17 protein-coding genes are annotated in these 21,977 nt (G+C 56.0%); 13 read left to right on the top strand and 4 right to left on the bottom strand.

What is annotated here, in order from left to right; genetic code table 11:
- Positions 1–20: 20 nt before the first annotated feature.
- The 7 genes from lolA (at position 21) to ACQUTI_RS09535 (ending at position 8,921) form a co-directional block, all read left to right on the top strand.
- On the top strand, positions 21–632 hold the full coding sequence (lolA, locus tag ACQUTI_RS09565) for an outer membrane lipoprotein chaperone LolA (protein WP_004201368.1): 612 nt from the start codon (positions 21–23) through the stop codon (positions 630–632).
- Between the two features lie 8 nt (positions 633–640).
- Positions 641–1,984 (top strand): replication-associated recombination protein RarA, encoded by a 1,344-nt coding sequence (gene rarA, locus ACQUTI_RS09560; RefSeq protein WP_122543117.1) that lies wholly within the window; start codon positions 641–643, stop codon positions 1,982–1,984.
- 91 nt (positions 1,985–2,075) lie between these two features.
- Positions 2,076–3,368, top strand: a complete 1,293-nt coding sequence (gene serS, locus ACQUTI_RS09555) for a serine--tRNA ligase (RefSeq protein WP_319830447.1) — start codon at positions 2,076–2,078, stop codon at positions 3,366–3,368.
- A gap of 198 nt (positions 3,369–3,566) precedes the next feature.
- A complete protein-coding gene (gene dmsA / locus ACQUTI_RS09550) occupies positions 3,567–6,005 on the top strand; it encodes a dimethylsulfoxide reductase subunit A (protein ID WP_064183031.1) in 2,439 nt (812 codons plus the stop codon).
- 10 nt (positions 6,006–6,015) lie between these two features.
- Positions 6,016–6,633: a DMSO/selenate family reductase complex B subunit gene (locus ACQUTI_RS09545; protein ID WP_004201375.1), complete on the top strand. Its 618-nt coding sequence runs from the start codon at positions 6,016–6,018 to the stop codon at positions 6,631–6,633.
- 1 nt (position 6,634) lies between these two features.
- Positions 6,635–7,498 carry a dimethyl sulfoxide reductase anchor subunit family protein gene (locus ACQUTI_RS09540; RefSeq protein ID WP_062914568.1) on the top strand — a complete coding sequence of 288 codons (864 nt, stop codon included), beginning with the start codon at positions 6,635–6,637 and terminating at the stop codon, positions 7,496–7,498.
- 274 nt (positions 7,499–7,772) lie between these two features.
- Complete coding sequence (locus ACQUTI_RS09535) at positions 7,773–8,921, top strand: MFS transporter (protein ID WP_004201378.1); 1,149 nt, start codon at positions 7,773–7,775, stop codon at positions 8,919–8,921.
- A gap of 162 nt (positions 8,922–9,083) precedes the next feature.
- Here ACQUTI_RS09535 and pflA read toward each other — a convergent pair whose 3' ends face one another.
- The 4 genes from pflA to ycaO form a co-directional block, all read right to left on the bottom strand.
- Entirely contained in the window at positions 9,084–9,824 is a 741-nt protein-coding gene (gene pflA / locus ACQUTI_RS09530; protein ID WP_002898145.1) for a pyruvate formate lyase 1-activating protein, read from the bottom strand.
- Between the two features lie 191 nt (positions 9,825–10,015).
- Positions 10,016–12,298: a formate C-acetyltransferase gene (gene pflB / locus ACQUTI_RS09525; protein ID WP_004201379.1), complete on the bottom strand. Its 2,283-nt coding sequence runs from the start codon at positions 12,296–12,298 to the stop codon at positions 10,016–10,018.
- 51 nt (positions 12,299–12,349) lie between these two features.
- Positions 12,350–13,207, bottom strand: a complete 858-nt coding sequence (focA, locus tag ACQUTI_RS09520) for a formate transporter FocA (RefSeq protein WP_004201380.1) — start codon at positions 13,205–13,207, stop codon at positions 12,350–12,352.
- 385 nt (positions 13,208–13,592) lie between these two features.
- Positions 13,593–15,353: a 30S ribosomal protein S12 methylthiotransferase accessory factor YcaO gene (ycaO, locus tag ACQUTI_RS09515; protein ID WP_023320066.1), complete on the bottom strand. Its 1,761-nt coding sequence runs from the start codon at positions 15,351–15,353 to the stop codon at positions 13,593–13,595.
- Between the two features lie 115 nt (positions 15,354–15,468).
- Here ycaO and ACQUTI_RS09510 point away from each other — a divergent pair, with 115 nt between their 5' ends.
- The 6 genes from ACQUTI_RS09510 (at position 15,469) to ihfB (ending at position 21,899) form a co-directional block, all read left to right on the top strand.
- Positions 15,469–16,161: a DUF421 domain-containing protein gene (locus ACQUTI_RS09510; RefSeq protein WP_004201382.1), complete on the top strand. Its 693-nt coding sequence runs from the start codon at positions 15,469–15,471 to the stop codon at positions 16,159–16,161.
- A gap of 188 nt (positions 16,162–16,349) precedes the next feature.
- Positions 16,350–17,438 carry a 3-phosphoserine/phosphohydroxythreonine transaminase gene (gene serC, locus ACQUTI_RS09505; RefSeq protein WP_004201383.1) on the top strand — a complete coding sequence of 363 codons (1,089 nt, stop codon included), beginning with the start codon at positions 16,350–16,352 and terminating at the stop codon, positions 17,436–17,438.
- A gap of 73 nt (positions 17,439–17,511) precedes the next feature.
- Positions 17,512–18,795, top strand: coding sequence for a 3-phosphoshikimate 1-carboxyvinyltransferase (gene aroA, locus ACQUTI_RS09500; protein ID WP_032455786.1), 1,284 nt, complete (start codon positions 17,512–17,514; stop codon positions 18,793–18,795).
- Positions 18,796–18,969: 174 nt separating this feature from the next.
- Entirely contained in the window at positions 18,970–19,653 is a 684-nt protein-coding gene (cmk, locus tag ACQUTI_RS09495) for a (d)CMP kinase (RefSeq protein WP_004201385.1), read from the top strand.
- Positions 19,654–19,786: 133 nt separating this feature from the next.
- Entirely contained in the window at positions 19,787–21,460 is a 1,674-nt protein-coding gene (gene rpsA / locus ACQUTI_RS09490) for a 30S ribosomal protein S1 (protein ID WP_002898162.1), read from the top strand.
- A gap of 151 nt (positions 21,461–21,611) precedes the next feature.
- Positions 21,612–21,899, top strand: a complete 288-nt coding sequence (ihfB, locus tag ACQUTI_RS09485) for an integration host factor subunit beta (protein WP_002898165.1) — start codon at positions 21,612–21,614, stop codon at positions 21,897–21,899.
- Positions 21,900–21,977: the final 78 nt, after the last annotated feature.

Raw genomic sequence — 21,977 nt, 5'->3', positions numbered from 1 at the left:
ACGCACATTAAGGAAGAACAATGAAAAAACTCGCAATCACCTGTGCATTACTGTCTGGTATGGTCGTCAGCCAGGTCTGGGCAGATGCGGCCAGTGACTTAAAAAGCCGTCTTGATAAAGTGAGCAGCTTCCATGCCAGCTTTACGCAAAAAGTCACCGACGGCAGCGGCAACGCCGTGCAGGACGGACAGGGCGACCTGTGGGTAAAACGCCCGAATCTGTTTAACTGGCATATGACCCAGCCGGATGAGAGCGTCCTCGTTTCGGATGGTAAAACCCTGTGGTTCTATAACCCGTTCGTCGAGCAGGCCACGGCGACCTGGCTGAAAGACGCCACCAGCAACACGCCGTTTATGCTGATTGCCCGCAACCAGTCCAGCGACTGGCAGCAGTACAATATCAAACAAAACGGCGATGATTTTGTGCTGACGCCGAAAAGCGGCAGCGGCAACCTGAAGCAGTTCACGATCAACGTCGGTCGGGACGGCACCATCCATCAGTTCAGCGCCGTCGAGCAGGACGATCAGCGCAGCAGCTATCAGCTGAAATCGCAGCAGAACGGCGCCGTCGACGCATCTAAGTTCACCTTTACGCCGCCGAAAGGTGTGACGGTGGACGATCAACGTAAGTAGAGGCGAAAGTGAGCAATCTGTCGCTCGATTTTTCCGACAACGCGTTTCAACCTCTGGCCGCTCGCATGCGGCCAGAAAATTTAGCGCAGTATATTGGCCAGCAGCACCTGCTGGCGCCGAGCAAACCCCTGCCGCGGGCGATCGAAGCCGGGCACCTGCATTCGATGATCCTCTGGGGGCCGCCGGGTACCGGCAAGACTACCCTGGCGGAAGTTATCGCCCGTTATGCCAGCGCCGATGTCGAAAGGATCTCGGCGGTGACCTCCGGGGTGAAAGAGATCCGCGAGGCCATTGAGCGCGCGCGGCAGAATCGCAACGCCGGCCGACGAACGATTCTGTTTGTTGACGAAGTGCATCGCTTCAATAAAAGCCAGCAGGATGCCTTTCTGCCGCATATTGAAGATGGCACTATCACTTTTATTGGCGCGACCACCGAAAACCCTTCCTTTGAGCTTAACTCAGCGCTGCTCTCCCGCGCCCGCGTCTATTTACTGAAATCGCTCACTACCGACGATATCGAGCGGGTGCTTGACCAGGCGATGAACGATAAAACCCGCGGCTACGGCGGCCAGGATATCGTTTTGCCGGATGAGACCCGCAGGGCCATCGCCGAACTGGTAAACGGCGACGCGCGGCGGGCGCTGAATACCCTGGAAATGATGGCCGATATGGCCGAGAGCGATGATGCGGGCAAGCGGGTGCTGAAGGCGGAACTGCTGACCGAGATCGCCGGCGAGCGCAGCGCGCGCTTTGATAATAAAGGCGACCGTTTCTACGATTTGATTTCCGCCCTGCATAAGTCGGTGCGCGGTAGCGCGCCGGACGCGGCGCTTTACTGGTACGCGCGGATCATCACCGCCGGGGGCGATCCGCTGTATGTTGCCCGCCGTTGTCTGGCGATTGCCTCGGAAGACGTCGGCAACGCCGACCCGCGGGCGATGCAGGTGGCCATATCGGCGTGGGACTGCTTCACCCGCGTCGGGCCGGCGGAAGGCGAACGGGCGATTGCCCAGGCTATTGTCTATCTGGCCTGCGCGCCGAAGAGCAATGCGGTCTACACCGCCTTTAAAGCGGCGCTGGCCGATGCGCGAGACCGTCCGGACTATGACGTTCCGGTGCATCTGCGCAATGCGCCGACGAAGCTGATGAAAGAGATGGGCTACGGGCAGGAGTATCGCTACGCTCATGACGAACCTAACGCCTACGCCGCCGGCGAGCAGTACTTCCCGCAGGAAATGGCGCAAACGCGCTATTATCACCCGACAAACCGGGGGCTTGAGGGCAAAATTGGCGAAAAGCTCGCCTGGCTCGCTGAACAGGATCAAAATAGCCCGATAAAACGCTACCGCTAATTGAGGCGTTGCGGTAAGGTTATTACACTATTTCCGTGGCCGTAGCCTGCGGCCACTTTTCTTTTTTTAATTCGATAAGCACAGGATAAGCATGCTCGATCCCAATCTGCTGCGTACCGAGCCAGACGCAGTCGCAGAAAAACTGGCACGCCGGGGCTTTAAGCTGGATGTAGATAAACTTCGCGCGCTTGAAGAGCGTCGTAAAGTTCTGCAGGTGCAAACGGAAAACCTGCAGGCGGAGCGCAACTCCCGATCGAAATCCATTGGCCAGGCGAAAGCGCGCGGGGAAGACATCGAGCCATTACGCCTGGAAGTGAACAAACTCGGCGAACAGCTGGATGCCGCAAAATCCGAGCTTGAAGCGCTGCTGGCGGAAATCCGCGATATCGCGCTGGCGATCCCGAATATTCCTCACGATGACGTGCCGGTTGGCCGTGACGAAAACGACAACGTTGAAGTCAGCCGCTGGGGCACGCCGCGCCAGTTCGATTTTGACGTGCGCGATCACGTGACGCTGGGTGAAATGCACGGCGGGCTGGATTTTGCCGCCGCCGTTAAGCTCACTGGTTCGCGCTTCGTGGTGATGAAAGGCCAGCTGGCCCGTCTGCACCGCGCCCTGGCGCAGTTCATGCTGGATCTGCACACTGAACAGCATGGCTATAGCGAAAACTATGTCCCGTACCTGGTAAACCAGGACACCCTGTATGGCACCGGCCAGCTGCCGAAATTCGCCGGCGACCTGTTCCATACTCGTCCGCTGGAAGAAGAGGCTGACAGCAGCAACTACGCGCTGATCCCGACGGCGGAAGTGCCGCTGACCAACCTGGTGCGTGATGAAATTATCGATGAAGACGATCTGCCGATCAAAATGACCGCCCATACGCCGTGCTTCCGTTCCGAAGCGGGTTCTTATGGTCGCGACACCCGCGGTCTGATCCGTATGCACCAGTTCGATAAAGTTGAGATGGTGCAGATTGTCCGTCCGGAAGACTCCATGGCGGCGCTGGAAGAGATGACCGGCCACGCCGAGAAAGTGCTGCAGCTGCTGGGCCTGCCGTACCGTAAGGTCGCGCTGTGCACCGGCGATATGGGCTTCAGCGCCTGCAAAACCTATGACCTCGAAGTGTGGGTCCCGGCGCAGAACACCTACCGTGAGATCTCTTCCTGCTCTAACGTCTGGGATTTCCAGGCGCGTCGTATGCAGGCTCGCTGCCGCAGCAAGTCCGACAAGAAGACCCGTCTCGTTCATACCCTGAATGGTTCTGGCCTGGCGGTTGGTCGTACGCTGGTGGCGCTGATGGAAAACTATCAGCAGGCCGATGGCCGTATCGAGATCCCGGAAATCCTGCACCCGTATATGCGCGGCCTCGAATATATCGGTTAATTTTTACCTTCTCCCTTAAAAGCGCCTGCGGGCGCTTTTTTTACACCCTTATTGATACCGGGCAATAATCCCTTCCGCGAATGCAGTGATACTCCCTTTGGATTAAATCAGCATAAAAAACCAATAATATTTCAAATCGTTATATATATGACTATATAGCGCTTATCAGTTTATTGTGAGCAACCAAAGCGAGTATCCATGAAAATTAAAGCCCCCGATGCTTTACTGGCTGCTGAGGTAAGCCGCCGTGGTCTGATGAAAACCACGGCAATAGGCGGCCTGGCGCTGGCCAGCAACGCACTAACGTTACCCTTTTCCCGTATGGCCCATGCCGCCGACACGCCAGCCCCGGCCAGTGAGAAGGTGGTCTGGAGCGCATGCACCGTCAACTGCGGTAGCCGCTGCCCGCTGCGCATGCACGTGGTGGATGGCGCGATTAAATACGTTGAAACCGATAATACCGGTGACGATAACTATGACGGCCTGCATCAGGTGCGCGCCTGCCTGCGCGGACGTTCTATGCGCCGCCGGGTTTATAACCCCGATCGGCTGAAATACCCCATGAAGCGCGTAGGTAAACGCGGTGAGGGTAAATTCGAGCAAATCAGCTGGGAAGAGGCTTTCGATATCATCGCCAGCACGACGCAGCGGCTGATTAAAGATTACGGCAACGAGTCCATCTATCTGAACTACGGCACCGGCACGCTGGGTGGCACGCTGACCCGCTCCTGGCCGCCGGGGAAAACCCTGATTGCCCGTCTGATGAACTGCTGCGGCGGGTATCTCAATCATTACGGCGACTATTCATCCGCGCAGATTGCTGCCGGGTTGAATTACACCTACGGCGGTTGGGCAGATGGCAACAGCCCGTCGGATATTGAAAACAGCCAGCTGGTAGTGCTGTTCGGCAACAACCCCGGGGAAACGCGAATGAGTGGCGGCGGGGTGACCTACTACCTTGAGCAGGCGCGCCAGAAATCCAATGCCCGGATGATCATTATCGATCCGCGCTATACCGACACCGGCGCCGGACGCGAAGATGAATGGATCCCGATTCGCCCCGGCACCGATGCGGCGCTGGTATCGGGTCTGGCGTGGGTGATGATCACCGAGAATCTGGTCGATCAGCCGTTCCTCGATAAATACTGCGTGGGATACGACGAGAAAACGCTGCCCGCCGGTGCGCCAGCCAATGGTCATTACAAAGCTTACATTCTTGGCGAGGGCACTGACGGTATCGCCAAAACGCCGGAGTGGGCCTCGACCATTACCGGTATTCCGCGCGAACGCATTGTTAAACTGGCGCGGGAAATTGCCACCGCTAAACCGGCCTATATCAGCCAGGGCTGGGGGCCGCAGCGTCATGCCAACGGCGAAATCGCCACCCGGGCTATCGCGATGCTCGCCATTCTGACCGGTAACGTCGGGATCAACGGCGGCAATAGCGGCGCGCGCGAGGGCTCCTACAGTCTGCCGTTTGAACGTATGCCGACGCTGGAGAATCCGGTTCAGACCAGCATCTCGATGTTTATGTGGACTGATGCGATTGAGCGCGGCCCGGAAATGACCGCCCTGCGCGATGGGGTGCGTGGCAAAGATAAGCTCGATGTGCCGATCAAAATGATCTGGAACTATGCGGGCAACTGCCTGATCAACCAGCACTCTGAGATCAACCGCACCCACGAGATCCTGCAGGACGATAAGAAGTGCGAGATGATTGTGGTCATCGACTGCCATATGACCTCGTCAGCGAAATACGCCGATATTCTGCTGCCGGACTGCACCGCCTCTGAGCAGATGGATTTTGCGCTGGATGCCTCCTGCGGCAACATGTCCTACGTCATTTTTGCCGACCAGGCCATCAAGCCGCGTTTCGAATGTAAAACCATCTATGAGATGACCAGCGAGCTGGCGAAGCGCCTTGGCGTCGAGGAGAAATTTACCGAAGGCCGTACCCAGGAAGGCTGGATGCGCTATCTGTATGAGCAGTCGCGCAAAGCGATTCCCGACCTGCCGGATTTCGACACCTTCCGTCAGCAGGGCATCTATAAGCAGCGCGATCCGCAAGGTCATCATGTGGCCTACAAAGCCTTCCGTGAGGATCCGCAGGCTAATCCGCTGACCACGCCTTCGGGCAAGATCGAAATTTACTCGCAGGATCTGGCGAAAATCGCCGCCACCTGGGAGCTGCCGGAAGGGGATGTTATCGATCCGCTGCCGATATACACCCCGGGCTTCGAAAACTACAACGATCCGCTGACGGCAAAATACCCGCTACAACTGACCGGTTTTCACTATAAATCACGCGTTCACTCAACCTACGGCAACGTTGATGTACTGAAAGCCGCCTGTCGGCAGGAGATGTGGATTAACCCGATCGATGCCCGCCAGCGCGGCATTGCCAACGGCGATCGCATTCGCATCTTCAACGACCGTGGGGAAGTGCATATCGAAGCGAAGGTGACCCCACGCATGATGCCGGGCGTGGTCGCGCTGGGGGAAGGGGCATGGTATAACCCGGACGCCTCGCGTGTGGATCAGGCGGGCAGCATCAACGTGCTGACCACCCAGCGCCCCTCGCCGCTGGCGAAGGGAAACCCGTCGCATACCAACCTCGTCCAGGTTGAGAAGCTGTAAGGAGTAACCGATGACAACTCAGTATGGATTTTTTATTGATTCCGCCCGTTGCACCGGTTGCAAGACCTGCGAACTGGCCTGTAAGGACTACAAAAATCTGACCCCGGAGGTCAGCTTCCGCCGCATCTATGAATATGCCGGCGGCGACTGGCAGGAGGATAACGGCGTCTGGAATCAGAACGTGTTCGCCTATTACCTCTCCATCGCCTGTAACCACTGCGAAGACCCGGCCTGCACCAAGGTCTGCCCGAGCGGTGCGATGCACAAGCGCGAAGACGGTTTTGTGGTGGTCAACGAAGAGGTCTGCATTGGCTGCCGTTACTGCCATATGGCCTGTCCGTACGGCGCGCCGCAGTATAACGCCGATAAAGGCCATATGACTAAGTGCGACGGCTGCCACGAGCGCGTCGCCGAAGGGAAAAAGCCGATCTGCGTCGAGTCCTGCCCGTTGCGGGCGCTCGATTTCGGGCCGATTGCCGAACTGCGCGCTAAGCACGGCCAGCTGGCGGCGGTGGCGCCGCTGCCTTCGGCGCACTTTACCCGGCCGAGCATCGTGATCAAACCTAACGCCAATGCCCGGCCGTGTGGCGATACCACTGGTTACCTGGCGAACCCGAAGGAGGTGTGAGATGGGAAACGGATGGCATGAATGGCCGCTGATGATCTTTACGGTCTTCGGCCAGTGCGTCGCGGGCGGCTTCATCGTCCTGGCGCTGGCGCTGATGACGGGCAAGCTTTCCCGTGAGCAGGAGCAGCGCGTGGTAGGTAGCATGTTCGGCCTGTGGGTATTGATGGGGGTCGGGTTTATCGCCTCGACAATGCACCTCGGTTCGCCGCTGCGGGCCTTTAATTCGCTCAATCGCGTGGGGGCCTCGTCGCTGAGTAATGAGATAGCCAGCGGGGCGATCTTCTTCGCCATTGGCGGGATTGGCTGGCTGCTGGCCGTGTGCAAAAAGCTGCCTGCCGGACTGCGTAGCCTGTGGCTGGTAGTGACCATGGCGCTGGGGGTGATCTTCGTCTGGATGATGGTGCGGGTCTATAACACCATCGACACGGTGCCGACCTGGTATACCGTCTGGACGCCGCTGAGCTTCTTCCTGACGCTGTTTATCGGCGGCCCGCTGCTGGGCTATCTGCTGCTGCGCGTCGCAGGCGTCGACGGTTGGGCGATGCGCCTGCTGCCGGTGGTCACTTTGCTGGCGCTGCTGGCGAGTATTGTGGTGGTCCTGATGCAGGGGATTGAACTCGCCACTATCCGCAGCTCAATTCAGCAGGCCTCCGCCCTGGTGCCGGATTATGGGCTGCTTATGGCCTGGCGCGTGGTGCTGCTGGCGCTGGCCCTGGCCTGCTGGTGCGTGCCGCAGATTCGCGGCCGCAAGCCGGCGCTCTCGCTGCTCGGCCTGGCGTTTGTTCTGGTGCTGGCGGGAGAGATGATTGGCCGCGGCGTATTCTATGGTCTGCATATGACCGTCGGGATGGCTATCGCCAGTTAATCAGCGTCATCATGCCGGCGCAGGCGTGCCGGCATGATGAAAACGTGCTGTTGATAGATGAAATTTTTCGACTGAAATTAACGCCGGGATTTATTAATAAATTAAGAAAAACAATAGCGTATTATTTGTTGCCTCACCTTTCCCCCTTCTGTGGATAAAAAACTTCTATCGTGCCCTGCAAAACCGCGTCAGGCCTGATTTCAGGTGGATTGACAATGTTTTTAGCGGTGGCATGATGCGCTCGCGATCTGAACATTCCTCACGGTTTTTACCCATGACCATCTACACCCGGCCAGTGCAAATGCTGCTCTGTGGCCTGCTTTTACTGACCCTGGCGATAGCGGTGCTGAATACGCTCGTCCCGCTGTGGCTCGCCCATGAAAATATGCCAACCTGGCAGGTCGGCATGGTGGGGTCATCTTATTTTACCGGCAACCTGGCCGGTACGTTGCTTGCCGGCTGGGTGATCAAGCGCCTGGGGTTTAACCGCAGCTATTATCTCGCGTCGTTAATCTTCGCCGTCGGCTGCGTAGGGCTGGGGATCACCGTGGGCTTCTGGACGTGGCTGAGCTGGCGGTTTATCGCCGGCGTAGGCTGCGCGATGATTTGGGTGGTAGTGGAAAGCGCGCTGGTCTGCAGCGGCACTTCTCGCAGCCGCGGTCGTCTGCTGGCGGCGTACATGATGGTTTATTACGTTGGTACCGTACTCGGCCAGCTGATGGTCAGTAAACTACCCACTGATTTAATGAGCGTCCTGCCGTGGGTGACGGGCCTGGCGCTGGCGGCGATCCTGCCGCTGCTGTTTACCCGCATTATGGGGCAGGCCGAAGAGCCGCATGAAACGGTACGGATCTGGCCGATGCTTAAGCTGCGCCAGGCGCGCCACGGGGTCAATGGCTGCATTATCTCGGGGATTGTCCTCGGCTCGCTTTATGGTCTTATGCCGCTGTGGCTAAACCATCAGGGCGTCAGCGACGCCGGCATTGGCTTCTGGATGGCGGTGATGGTGAGCGCGGGGATCCTCGGCCAGTGGCCGGTAGGGCGGCTGGCAGACCGCTACGGCCGCCTGCTGGTGCTGCGGGTGCAGGTTTTTGTGGTGATTCTGGGATGTCTGGCGATGCTCAGCCAGGCGGCAATGGCGCCGGCGCTGTTTGTGCTTGGGGCATCCGGTTTCACGCTGTATCCGGTGGCGATGGCCTGGGCCTGTGAGAAAGTGGAGCACCATCAGCTGGTGGCGATGAACCAGGCGCTGCTGATGAGCTATACCATCGGCAGCCTGCTGGGCCCGACGCTGACGGCGATGCTGATGCAGAACTTCTCGGATAACCTGCTGTTTATCATGATCGCCAGCGTGTCGTTTATCTATCTGCTGACCCTGCTGCGCAAAGCCGGGCATCATCCAACGCCGGTGGCGCACGCCTGATCCTGTAACGCGCAGCGCATGCTGCGCGTCATCCGCTTCAATTACCTATGTTTACTGCTGCAGAACCAACCTGTCGCTTTGCATGAGAAGGCAATGGCTGGACGGACACTGCTTCCCACGCCGTTGCAGGCCGGCATAGGTGCTTCACCGGCCCGGACGGGATTAGTACATCACTTTATGACCATACTGCTCAAGGATGCCTTTTACCCGCTCCATGGTCTCTTTCTTCGGCGGATGGACGCCGTCCAGCTTGTATTCTTCGCCCATTGCTACCCATTTGTGTTTGCCCAGCTCATGGTAGGGCAGCAGCTCGATTTTTTCGACATTGCCCATATCGCGGGTAAATTCGCCCAGGCGGTGCGCGGAGTCATCATCGTCTGACCAGCCCGGAACCACCACGTAGCGGATCCAGACATTGATATTCTTCTTCGCCAGATACTGGGCGAATTCCAGCGTACGATGGTTAGAGACGCCGACCAGGTTCTGGTGAATCTCATCATTCATCTGCTTGAGATCCAGCATTACCAGGTCTGTTACCTCCAGCAGTTCGTCAATAACCGGATCGTAGCGACGGACAAAGCCGTTGGTATCGAGACAGGTATGAATACCTTCTTTCTTACAGGCGCGGAACCAGTCGCGAACAAACTCCGCCTGCAGGATCGCCTCACCGCCGGATGCGGTGACGCCGCCGCCGGAAGCATTCATAAAGTGACGATAGGTCACCACCTCTTTCATGAGCTCTTCAACGGTGATTTCTTTGCCGCCGTGGGTATCCCATGTATCACGGTTATGGCAGTACAGGCAACGCATCAGGCAGCCCTGGAAAAAGGTAATAAAGCGGATGCCCGGGCCATCAACGGTGCCACAGGATTCAAAGGAGTGAATGCGACCAATAACTGACATTGCGGTGTTTTCTCCAGATGTGGCCCATCCGGGGCCGTGTTGGTGCACAGCTCAGCGGCTGTGTCGAGTCTGTTTTGACAGATACCCAAAGTATAGATATCTGGCAAAGCAGGCTAGGGCGGGGATTGCTTGTTAAAAAGGCCCCACTGATGTGGGGCCTTTATTGTACGCTTTTTCAGTCAGACAGGGAATTACATGGTCTGAGTGAAGGTACGGGTAATAACGTCCTGCTGCTGTTCTTTAGTCAGGGAGTTAAAACGTACAGCGTAGCCAGATACGCGGATGGTCAGCTGCGGATATTTTTCCGGGTTTTCCATCGCGTCGAGCAGCATTTCGCGGTTCATCACGTTCACGTTCAGGTGCTGACCACCTTCGATGGACGCTTCGTGGTGGAAGTAACCATCCATCAGACCCGCCAGGTTGGTCTTACGAACTTCGTCATCTTTACCCAGCGCGTTCGGTACGATAGAGAAGGTGTAAGAGATACCATCTTTCGCGTAAGCAAACGGCAGTTTCGCTACGGAGGTCAGAGAGGCAACAGCGCCTTTCTGGTCACGACCGTGCATCGGGTTAGCACCTGGTCCGAACGGCGCGCCAGCGCGACGACCGTCTGGGGTGTTACCGGTTTTCTTACCATATACCACGTTAGAGGTGATGGTCAGAACAGACTGAGTCGGGATCGCGTTGCGGTAGGTGTGCAGTTTCTGAATTTTCTTCATGAAACGTTCAACCAGGTCAACGGCCATATCATCGACGCGAGCATCGTTGTTACCAAACTGCGGATATTCGCCTTCGATTTCGAAGTCAACAGCCAGACCGTCTTCGTCACGAATCGGTTTAACTTTCGCATATTTGATAGCAGACAGGGAGTCAGCAGCAACGGACAGACCCGCGATACCACACGCCATGGTGCGGATAACGTCACGGTCGTGCAGCGCCATCAGAGAGGCTTCGTAGCTGTACTTGTCGTGCATGTAGTGGATGATGTTCAGCGCAGTGACGTACTGTTTAGCCAGCCAGTCCATGAAGTGATCCATGCGCTCCATGACTTCGTCGAAGTTCAGGACGTCGCCTTTGATCGGTTCAGATTTCGGACCCACCTGCATTTTCAGTTTTTCATCCACGCCGCCGTTGATAGCGTACAGCATGGTTTTCGCGAGGTTGGCGCGAGCACCGAAGAACTGCATTTGCTTACCAACAACCATCGGGCTTACGCAGCATGCGATAGCGTAGTCGTCGTTATTGAAGTCCGGACGCATCAGGTCATCGTTCTCATACTGCAGAGAAGAGGTATCGATGGACACTTTAGCCGCGAATTTCTTGAAGCTCAGCGGCAGTTTTTCAGACCACAGGATAGTGATGTTCGGCTCCGGAGACGGCCCCATGGTGTACAGGGTGTTCAGGAAGCGGAAGCTGTTTTTGGTCACCAGAGTACGGCCGTCAACGCCCATACCGCCGATGGATTCCGTTGCCCAAATCGGGTCGCCGGAGAACAGTTCATCGTATTCCGGGGTACGCAGGAAGCGAACCATACGCAGTTTCATGACCAGGTGGTCAACCATTTCCTGCGCGTCTTGCTCGGTGATTTTACCCGCCTGCAGGTCACGTTCGATGTAGATATCCAGGAAGCTGGAGGTACGACCGAAGGACATTGCCGCGCCGTTCTGAGATTTCACGGCAGCCAGGTAACCGAAGTAGGTCCACTGGATAGCTTCCTGAGCGGTGGTTGCCGGACCGGAGATGTCGTAGCCATATTTAGCCGCCATCTCTTTGATCTGGCCCAGCGCACGGTGCTGTTCAGCAATTTCTTCACGCAGACGGATGGTCGCTTCCAGATCTTCGCCGCTTTCCAGTTTCGCTTGCAGAGAGTTGAACTGGGCGAATTTGTCTTTCATCAGGAAGTCGATACCGTACAGCGCAACGCGACGGTAGTCACCGATGATACGACCACGGCCGTAAGCATCCGGCAGACCGGTCAGTACGCCGGATTTACGGCAGCGCAGGATGTCCGGAGTATAGACGTCGAAAACGCCCTGGTTGTGAGTTTTACGGTACTCGGTGAAGATTTTTTTCAGCATCGGGTCCAGTTCGCGATTGTACGCTTTGCAGGAACCTTCAACCATTTTAATACCACCAAACGGGATGATCGCACGTTTCAGCGGCGCTTCGGTCTGCAGACCAACGATTTTTTCCAGACCTTTCTCGATATAGCCTGCGTCGTGAGAGGTGATGGTGGAAGCCAGGGCAGTGTCAAAATCAACAGGCGCGTGAGTGCGGTTTTCCTGTTTTACACCTTCCATTACGGTGTCCCACAGCTTGGTGGTCGCTTCAGTCGCGCCAGCCAGGAAGGATTCGTCGCCTTCATATGGGGTGTAGTTTTTCTGAATAAAGTCACGGACGTTGACTTCATTCTGCCAGTCACCTTTCGCAAAACCTTCCCAGGCTGTGGCTAACTTTTCATTAAGCTCGGACATGTAACACCTACCTTCTTAAGTGGATTTTTTATTTACTGCCTGAAACAACCCTTAGTGATGGTCGTTGCCACGCAGGTAAATGACCCAGTATGTCAACCCGACCAGCAGACCCCCGCCGATAATGTTCCCGATAGTTACCGGAATCAGGTTATCAGTGATGAAGTTCATAACGGTCAAGTGAGAGAAACTTTCCGGAGTCGAACCGATTGCGGTCCAGAATTCCGGGCTTGCAAAGTTGCGGATTACGATACCCATCGGGATCATAAACATGTTGGCGATGCTGTGCTCAAAGCCGCTGGCAACGAACATCGCTACCGGCAGGACCATGATCATCGCTTTATCCATCAGGCTACGACCGGAATAGCTCATCCATACGGCGAGACAAACCATCAGGTTAGCGAGGATACCCAGGCTCACGGCCTCCACAAAAGTATGGTGCATTTTGTGGTCAGCGGTCTGCAGGACATTAAGCCCCCAACCGCCGTTGGCAGTCATATATTCGCCTGATAACCACATCAGCAGCACAAACAGCAGTGCGCCCACCAGGTTACCAAAATAGACGTTGAGCCAGTTTTTTGCCAGTTGCCCCCAGGTAATTCGACCGCTGGCTTTCGCCACCACGATCAATACCGTAGAGGTAAAGAGGTCAGCGCCGCAGATAACGCACAGAATCAGACCCAGGGAAAAACAGACCCCACCGATAAGCTTGGCAATCCCATAAGGCATCGCGGCAGTGCCGGTGGTCGCGGTGATATAGAATACGAAAGCGATGGAGATGAAAACGCCAGCGGTGATCGCCAGATAAAAGGTCTTCATCGGATGCTTCGTTGCTTTATAGACACCTGCTTCTTCGGCGACTTTCGCCATCGCGGCAGGGAGCAAAAGATCAAAAGGGTTGTCAGCTTTCACACTAACTCTCTCTTTATATAAGTTGGCGGTGAGATACTAACAAAGCATTATAGAAGGGAAATTGATATAGATCATATCTCACCGGAACTATATGCCTTTTTAGTGTGTGGTTTTTGTGATTTATTGAATTAACTGATTGAATATTATGAGGAAAATAAATTTTAAAATTTATAAATTATGTTGAATTTTTTCGTTTTCACGCCATTTCTTGAGTTAATTAATATGGAGTATTTTATTTAAAATTAACGAATGGTAAATGTTATAAGCGCGTTATTTACTATTAATTAACTTTACAACTACAAACTATAGTGGCCACCTCGTCAGGTGAAATCAACGGAGCCACATTGGGCTCCGTTGTTGGCAACCACGATGGCGCGCTTAGGGCTTATTTTGCCCAGAACGCCGCCTTCGCCCGCTGCAGTTTTTCATAAGCCTTCAGTAGCGACTGATGGGCCGGGAAGGCCTGCAGATCGCTGTCGACAGCCTGGAGGCCATAGAACGGCGCTTCCCCGCTCAGCGCCGCGCTGGCGGCTTCGACCGCCTCGGCGCCGTACATACGGATGAAGGCGTTCAGGTATTGCAGCGGCTGACGCTCCTCTTCCTGGCTCAGCAGCAGCAGGGTCTGCAGGCAGCGATAGTAGTTAGCACGTTCGGCGCTGAAGACCGAAGCGTTGAATTCCATGGTCCACTCGGTCCAGATCAGCGCCTGCTCCAGATCGCCGCCGGCCAGGGCCAGCATGGCTTTCAGCTCACCGACGCGCAGGGTATACCAGCCGTTGTCTTTGCCGGTGGCGAGGCCCAGCAGTTCGCGAACGCGGGTGAAATCATCCAGACCCTCATCGTCCATCTGCTCGATCAGCGCCAGGTAATCTTCTTTTTCCCACTCGCTGCCCGGCAGGGACAGAATGGTGTCGCGCAGATGAGCGCCCATGCTGTTGTTCGCCAGCCACAGATCTTCCGCTGGGTAAATATCCGACATCCCCGGGACGATGATACGGCAGGCGTAAACGCCCAGGTGCTCGTAGTCGGCGATATATACTTCTTTATCTTCGGCCTTGAAGATGGCCATCAGGGTGGCGAACTCTTCTTCTGTGGTGCCGGAGAAGCTCCAGTCCACGAACGGATAGTCGGCATCCTGCTTGAACATATCCCAGGAAATCAGGCCGCTGGAGTCGATAAAGTGGGTTTCGAGGTTAGCGTGCTCGGCGACTTCTTCATCGTCGAAGGTCGGCGGCGTGAAGACGTCGAGATCTTTCAGGCTACGGCCCTGCAGCAGTTCGGTGACTGTACGCTCCAGCGCCACGCCGAAGTCCGGGTGGGCGCCGAAAGAGGCGAAGCAGGTGCCGTTTGCCGGGTTAAACAGCACGACGCAGATAACCGGATACTTGCCGCCCAGCGAGCCATCATAGGCAAAGATCGGAAAACCTTCGGCTTCCAGTTTGGCGATCGACTCCACGACGCCCGGATAACGCGCCATGACCTCCGCCGGGATCTCCGGCAGGCTGATGCTTTCGGCGATGATGCGATTTTTGATGTGGCGCTCAAAGACTTCGGACAGGCCCTGCACGCGAGCTTCATTACGGGTGTTGCCGGCGGACATGCCGTTGGAGACATACAGGTTGCCGACGATATTCATAGGAATATAGACCGTTTCGCCGTCGGACTGGCGGGTAAAGGGCAGGCCGCACACGCCGCGCTCATCATTACCGGATTGCAGATCCACCAGCATGCTGGCCGTCAGCTGATCGTCCGGATCGTAGAACGCGCGCAGACGAGCATCCAGCAGGCCTTCCGGGACCTCGTCGTCTTCGGTCAGCGGGAACCACTTTTCGTTCGGGTAGTGAACGAACGGGCCATTAGCGATAGTGTCGCCTAACCAGAAGTCAGCGAAAAAATAGTTGGTGGACAGGCGCTCGAAATATTCGCCCAGCGCGGAGGCGAGGGCTGCCTTTTTGGTGGCGCCTTTACCATTAGTAAAGCACAGCGCGCATTCCTTATCGCGAATGTGAACGGACCACACGTGCGGCACCGGGTTCAGCCACGAGGCCTCTTCGATATCAAATCCGAGGTCGAGCAATTTTTGCTGGAAGCGAGCGATGGAATCTTCCAGGGCGGCATCTTTGCCGGGAATAAACGTTTGGGTCATGGCGATCACTTTTGTCGTACGGAAAGCGCGCAATGATACGGCTTTTATCTGACAGGTGCTATCTCCATCATCTGGCTATGCTTAGAGACATCTTTTAATGCTCAGGGAGATGATAATGAAAGCCTTTGACTGGCAGCGGATGGCGCTCGATAAAGTGCCGGTGGAATTTCTCGGCGAGGTGGCGTTGCGCAGCCTCTACACCTTCGTTCTGGTCTTTATTTTCCTCAAAATTACCGGACGGCGCGGCGTGCGGCAGATGTCGCTGTTTGAGGTGCTGATTATTTTGACCCTCGGTTCGGCGGCGGGGGACGTGGCGTTTTATGACGATGTCCCGCTGTTGCCGGTGCTGGTGGTCTTCGTCACGCTGGCGCTGCTTTATCGCGGCATCATGTGGCTGATGGGGCATAGCGAAAAGCTGGAGGATCTGCTGGAGGGGAAACCTATCGTGGTGGTGGAGGAGGGGCAGCTGGCCTGGGAGAAACTGCATGCGGAAAATATGACCGAATTCGAATTTTTTATGGAGCTGCGGGTCAACAGCGTCGAGCAGCTCGGCCAGGTGCGGCTGGCGATCCTTGAAACCAACGGCCAGATCAGCGTGTTTTATTATCCCGATGACGAGGTGAGGGCCGGGTTGTCGATCCTCCCGACGCACTGCACCACGCGCTATACCACTATTCCTCAGGAAGGGATCTACGCCTGCGTACGCTGCAGCATCGTGATGGCGATGCAGGCGGGAGAAAAGCGAATATGTCCCCGCTGCGCAAATGCAGAATGGTCGAAGGCCAGCCGGGCGAAACGGCTCACCTGACAGCAAATATGTCGGTTTTATTACGTCAAGCCGATAGATTCTGTTGTGTGACGGCCGCCGCGTTTTGCCGTCGGCGAGTTTTAGCCATTGCGGACCGTGTCACTGAATGATAAAACCGATAGCCACAGGAATAACTTATGCCCGCGGCGGTTCGCGGGCAAAACAACATAGCAACGTGGTGAGGGGAAATGGCTCAGGTCTATAACTTCAGTTCGGGCCCGGCAATGCTGCCGGCGGAAGTACTCAAACTGGCTCAGCAGGAACTGTGCGACTGGCACGGTCTGGGTACGTCGGTCATGGAAATCAGTCACCGTGGTAAGGAGTTCATCCAGGTGGCAGAAGAGGCAGAACAGGACTTCCGTTCTCTGCTGAACATCCCTTCCAACTATAAAGTGTTGTTCTGCCATGGCGGCGGCCGCGGCCAGTTCGCCGGGATCCCGCTGAACATCCTCGGCGATAAAAACGTCGCTGACTATGTGGACGCCGGCTACTGGGCGGCCAGCGCGGTCAAAGAGGCGAAGAAATACTGCACGCCTAACGTCATCGACGCGAAAATCACCGTCGACGGCAAGCGCGCGGTCAAGCCAATGAGCGAGTGGCAGCTGACGCCGGGCGCGGCGTATCTGCACTACTGCCCGAACGAAACCATTGACGGTATCGCGATTGACGATACGCCGAACTTCGGCGACGACGTCATCGTGACCGCCGATTTCTCCTCCACTATTTTGTCTCGTGAAATTGACGTCAACCGCTACGGCGTGATCTACGCTGGCGCGCAGAAGAATATCGGCCCGGCAGGGTTGACGCTGGTTATCGTGCGTGAAGATCTGCTGGGTAAAGCCAGCGTGGCCTGCCCGTCAATCCTCGACTACACCGTGTTAAGCGAGAATGACTCGATGTTTAACACGCCGCCGACGTTCGCCTGGTATCTGGCCGGTCTGGTGTTTAAGTGGCTGAAACAGCAGGGCGGCGTCGCCGCGATGGACAAGATCAACCAGCAGAAAGCCGAACTGCTGTATGGCGTGATCGATAACAGCGGCTTCTATCGTAACGATGTGGCGCAAGCCAACCGCTCCCGCATGAACGTGCCGTTCCAGCTGGCGGACAGCGCGCTGGATAAACTGTTCCTTGAAGAGTCGTTTGCCGCCGGGCTGCACGCGCTGAAGGGCCACCGGGTGGTGGGCGGCATGCGTGCCTCCATCTACAACGCGATGCCGCTGGACGGCGTGAAGGCGTTAACCGATTTTATGCTGGACTTCGAACGCCGCCACGGCTAATCGCCCGTTTCTTTCTTCCTCCCCGCGGCCTGTCTGCGGGGTTTTTATTCTGTTTGTTTGAGAGTGAAGTTTGATGGAATCCCTGACGTTACAACCCATCGCACGCGTAGAGGGCACCGTGAACCTGCCAGGTTCGAAAAGCGTCTCCAACCGCGCGCTGCTGCTGGCCGCCCTGGCCCGCGGCACGACGGTGCTGACCAACCTGCTGGACAGCGACGATGTGCGCCATATGCTGAATGCCCTGAGTGCGCTGGGGGTTCAATACACCCTGTCTGCTGACCGTACCCGCTGTGAAGTGACCGGCAACGGCGGCCCGCTGCATGCCGCAGCGGCGCTGGAGCTGTTCCTCGGCAACGCCGGTACCGCGATGCGCCCGCTGGCGGCAGCTCTGTGCCTTGGCAGCAACGATATCGTGCTGACCGGCGAGCCGCGAATGAAAGAGCGCCCGATTGGCCATCTGGTGGATTCCCTGCGTCAGGGCGGCGCTCAGATCGACTATCTGGAGCAGGAAAATTATCCGCCGCTGCGCCTGCGCGGGGGGTTCCAGGGGGGCAACGTCGACGTTGACGGCAGCGTCTCCAGCCAGTTCCTGACCGCACTGCTGATGGCCGCGCCGCTGGCGCCACAGGATACCGTTATCTCCATTAAGGGCGATCTGGTGTCGAAACCCTATATCGACATCACCCTGCACCTGATGAAAACCTTCGGGGTTGAGGTGGACAACCAGTCTTATCAGCGCTTTGTGGTGCGCGGCAAGCAACAGTATCAGTCACCGGGGGATTACCTGGTGGAAGGAGATGCTTCATCGGCCTCGTATTTCCTCGCCGCTGGCGCCATTAAGGGCGGCACGGTGAAGGTTACCGGTATCGGCCGCGGCAGCGTACAGGGCGACATTCGTTTCGCCGACGTACTGGAAAAAATGGGTGCCACCGTCACCTGGGGCGACGATTTCATCGCCTGCACCCGTGGCGAGCTCAAGGCTATCGATATGGATATGAACCATATTCCGGACGCCGCGATGACCATCGCCACCGCCGCGCTGTTCGCGCAAGGCACTACCACGCTGCGCAATATCTACAACTGGCGGGTCAAGGAGACGGACCGTCTGTTCGCCATGGCGACAGAACTGCGTAAAGTAGGCGCCGAGGTGGAAGAGGGTGAAGATTATATTCGCATCACCCCGCCGGCGACGCTGAAGTTTGCTGAAATCGGCACCTATAACGACCACCGGATGGCGATGTGCTTCTCGCTGGTGGCGCTGTCTGATACGCCGGTGACTATCCTTGATCCCAAATGTACGGCGAAAACGTTCCCCGACTATTTTGAGCAACTGGCGCGGATTAGTACCCTTGCCTGAGTAAAACTTTGTCATCCCGCGGGCTGATGTCCTGTCAGCCCGCTATAATTGCGCAAAACTTCTGCTTTTCATTTCCTGTAGTCCGTAATTTACAAGCAATGCTCACTTTCCGGCGTATTGATGCGTATAATGCGCGGCGTTTATATTCCATGCGCCTTGCTGAAGGAGAAAAAGATGACGGCGAATATTCCGGTAATCACCATTGATGGGCCTGGCGGTGCGGGTAAAGGTACGTTGTGCAAGGCAATGGCGGAAGCGCTGGGCTGGCATCTGTTAGATTCAGGCGCGATCTACCGCGTTCTGGCGCTGGCGGCGCTGCATCATCATGTTGACGTGGAGTCCGAAGAGGCGCTGGTACCCCTGGCTGCCCATCTTGACGTGCGCTTTATTTCTACTGACGGCAACCTGGAAGTGGTGCTGGAAGGGGAAGATGTCAGCGGCGAAATTCGCACCCAGGAGGTCGCGAACGCCGCCTCGAAGGTGGCGGCTTTCCCTCGCGTTCGCGAAGCGCTGCTGCGCCGCCAGCGCGCCTTCCGTGAACTGCCGGGGCTTATCGCCGACGGGCGCGATATGGGCACGGTGGTTTTCCCGGACGCGCCGGTGAAAATTTTCCTCGATGCCTCGGCCGATGAGCGAGCGCATCGCCGCATGCGGCAGTTGCAGGAAAAGGGCTTTGATGTTAACTTTGAACGTCTTTTGTCCGAGATAAAAGAGCGTGACGATCGCGATAGAAATCGCGCCGTGGCGCCGCTTGTCCCGGCTGCCGATGCATTAGTTCTCGATTCAACCGAACTAAACATTGAGCAAGTGATTGAAAAAGCGCTACAATATGCGCGCGAAAAATTGGCCGTTGCGTAAGCCTTAACCGGTAACGCGCCGAAGCCTCCGAATTATAGCAGTACCCCGCGGCAATGGATGGTCAGCGGGTATGTGAAACAACCCCATCCGGCACGGAGCCAGGTGGACGTTAATATTAACCTGAAGATTAAACATGACTGAATCTTTTGCTCAACTGTTTGAAGAATCCTTAAAAGAAATCGAAACCCGCCCGGGTTCCATCGTTCGTGGTGTTGTTGTTGCTATCGACAAAGACGTAGTACTGGTTGACGCCGGTCTGAAATCTGAGTCCGCCATCCCGGCTGAGCAGTTCAAAAACGCCCAGGGCGAGCTGGAAATCCAGGTTGGTGACGAAGTTGACGTTGCTCTGGATGCAGTAGAAGACGGCTTCGGTGAAACTCTGCTGTCCCGTGAGAAAGCTAAACGTCACGAAGCTTGGATCACGCTGGAAAAAGCTTACGAAGACGCTGAAACTGTTACCGGTGTTATCAACGGCAAAGTTAAAGGTGGCTTCACTGTTGAGCTGAACGGTATTCGTGCGTTCCTGCCGGGTTCCCTGGTAGACGTTCGTCCGGTGCGCGACACGCTGCACCTGGAAGGCAAAGAGCTTGAGTTCAAAGTCATCAAGCTGGACCAGAAGCGTAACAACGTTGTTGTTTCTCGTCGTGCCGTTATCGAATCCGAAAACAGCGCAGAGCGCGATCAGCTGCTGGAAAACCTGCAGGAAGGCATGGAAGTCAAAGGTATCGTTAAGAACCTCACTGACTACGGTGCATTCGTTGATCTGGGCGGCGTTGACGGCCTGCTGCACATCACCGATATGGCCTGGAAACGCGTTAAGCATCCGAGCGAAATCGTAAACGTTGGCGACGAAATCACTGTTAAAGTGCTGAAGTTCGACCGCGAGCGTACCCGTGTATCCCTGGGCCTGAAACAGCTGGGCGAAGATCCGTGGGTAGCTATCGCTAAACGTTATCCGGAAGGTACCAAACTGACCGGTCGCGTGACTAACCTGACCGACTACGGCTGCTTCGTTGAAATCGAAGAAGGCGTTGAAGGCCTGGTTCACGTTTCCGAAATGGATTGGACCAACAAAAACATCCACCCGTCCAAAGTTGTTAACGTTGGCGACGTAGTGGAAGTGATGGTTCTGGATATCGACGAAGAACGTCGTCGTATCTCCCTGGGTCTGAAGCAGTGCAAATCTAACCCATGGCAGCAGTTCGCGGAAACCCACAACAAGGGCGACCGTGTTGAAGGTAAAATCAAGTCTATCACTGACTTCGGTATCTTCATCGGCCTGGACGGCGGCATCGACGGCCTGGTTCACCTGTCTGACATCTCCTGGAACGTTGCAGGCGAAGAAGCAGTTCGTGAATACAAAAAAGGCGACGAAATCGCAGCAGTTGTTCTGCAGGTTGACGCAGAGCGTGAGCGTATCTCCCTGGGCGTTAAACAGCTGGCGGAAGATCCGTTCAACAACTACGTTGCTCTGAACAAGAAAGGCGCTATCGTTGTTGGTAAAGTCACTGCAGTTGACGCGAAAGGCGCAACCGTAGAACTGGCTGACGGCGTAGAAGGTTACCTGCGTGCTTCTGAAGCATCCCGTGACCGCGTTGAAGACGCAACTCTGGTTCTGAGCGTTGGCGACGAAGTTGAAGCGAAATTCACTGGCGTGGATCGTAAGAACCGCGTAGTGAGCCTGTCTGTACGTGCGAAAGACGAAGCGGAAGAAAAAGACGCTATCGCTACCGTGAACAAGCAGGAAGACGCGAACTTCTCCAACAACGCCATGGCTGAAGCGTTCAAAGCAGCGAAAGGCGAGTAATCTTTGTCATTCAGGTAATAACAACCTGAATAGTGACGAGTTTACTTGACAGATTGCAGGATTCGTCCTGTAATCAAGCACAAAGGGCGGCTACGGCCGCCCTTGTTTAAGCTGTTAGCTAATTTTTGCCTTGAAGGAAACCGGAGGAATAATGACCAAGTCAGAATTGATTGAAAGACTTGCCAGCCAGCAATCTCACATTCCGGCGAAAGCGGTGGAAGATGCTGTTAAAGAAATGCTGGAACATATGGCCTCAACGCTTGCTCAAGGTGAGCGCATTGAAATCCGCGGTTTCGGCAGCTTCTCTCTGCACTATCGTGCACCTCGCACCGGACGTAACCCGAAAACTGGTGATAAAGTCGAACTGGAAGGTAAGTACGTTCCGCACTTTAAGCCCGGGAAAGAATTACGTGACCGCGCCAATATTTATGAAGGGTGAGTTGCACGACGTGCAACCGGCCTGACGATAAAAGCACCTTCGGGTGCTTTTTTTGTGCCCGCCATTTACGTCCCGCTT

It is taken from the genome of Klebsiella sp. 7-CIP_Kleb. (assembly GCF_050378655.1).
GTDB classification, from domain to species: Bacteria; Pseudomonadota; Gammaproteobacteria; order Enterobacterales; family Enterobacteriaceae; genus Klebsiella; species Klebsiella quasipneumoniae.
The sequence above is the reverse complement of the archived record's forward strand: the minus strand, read 5'-3'. Positions and strand labels throughout refer to the sequence as shown.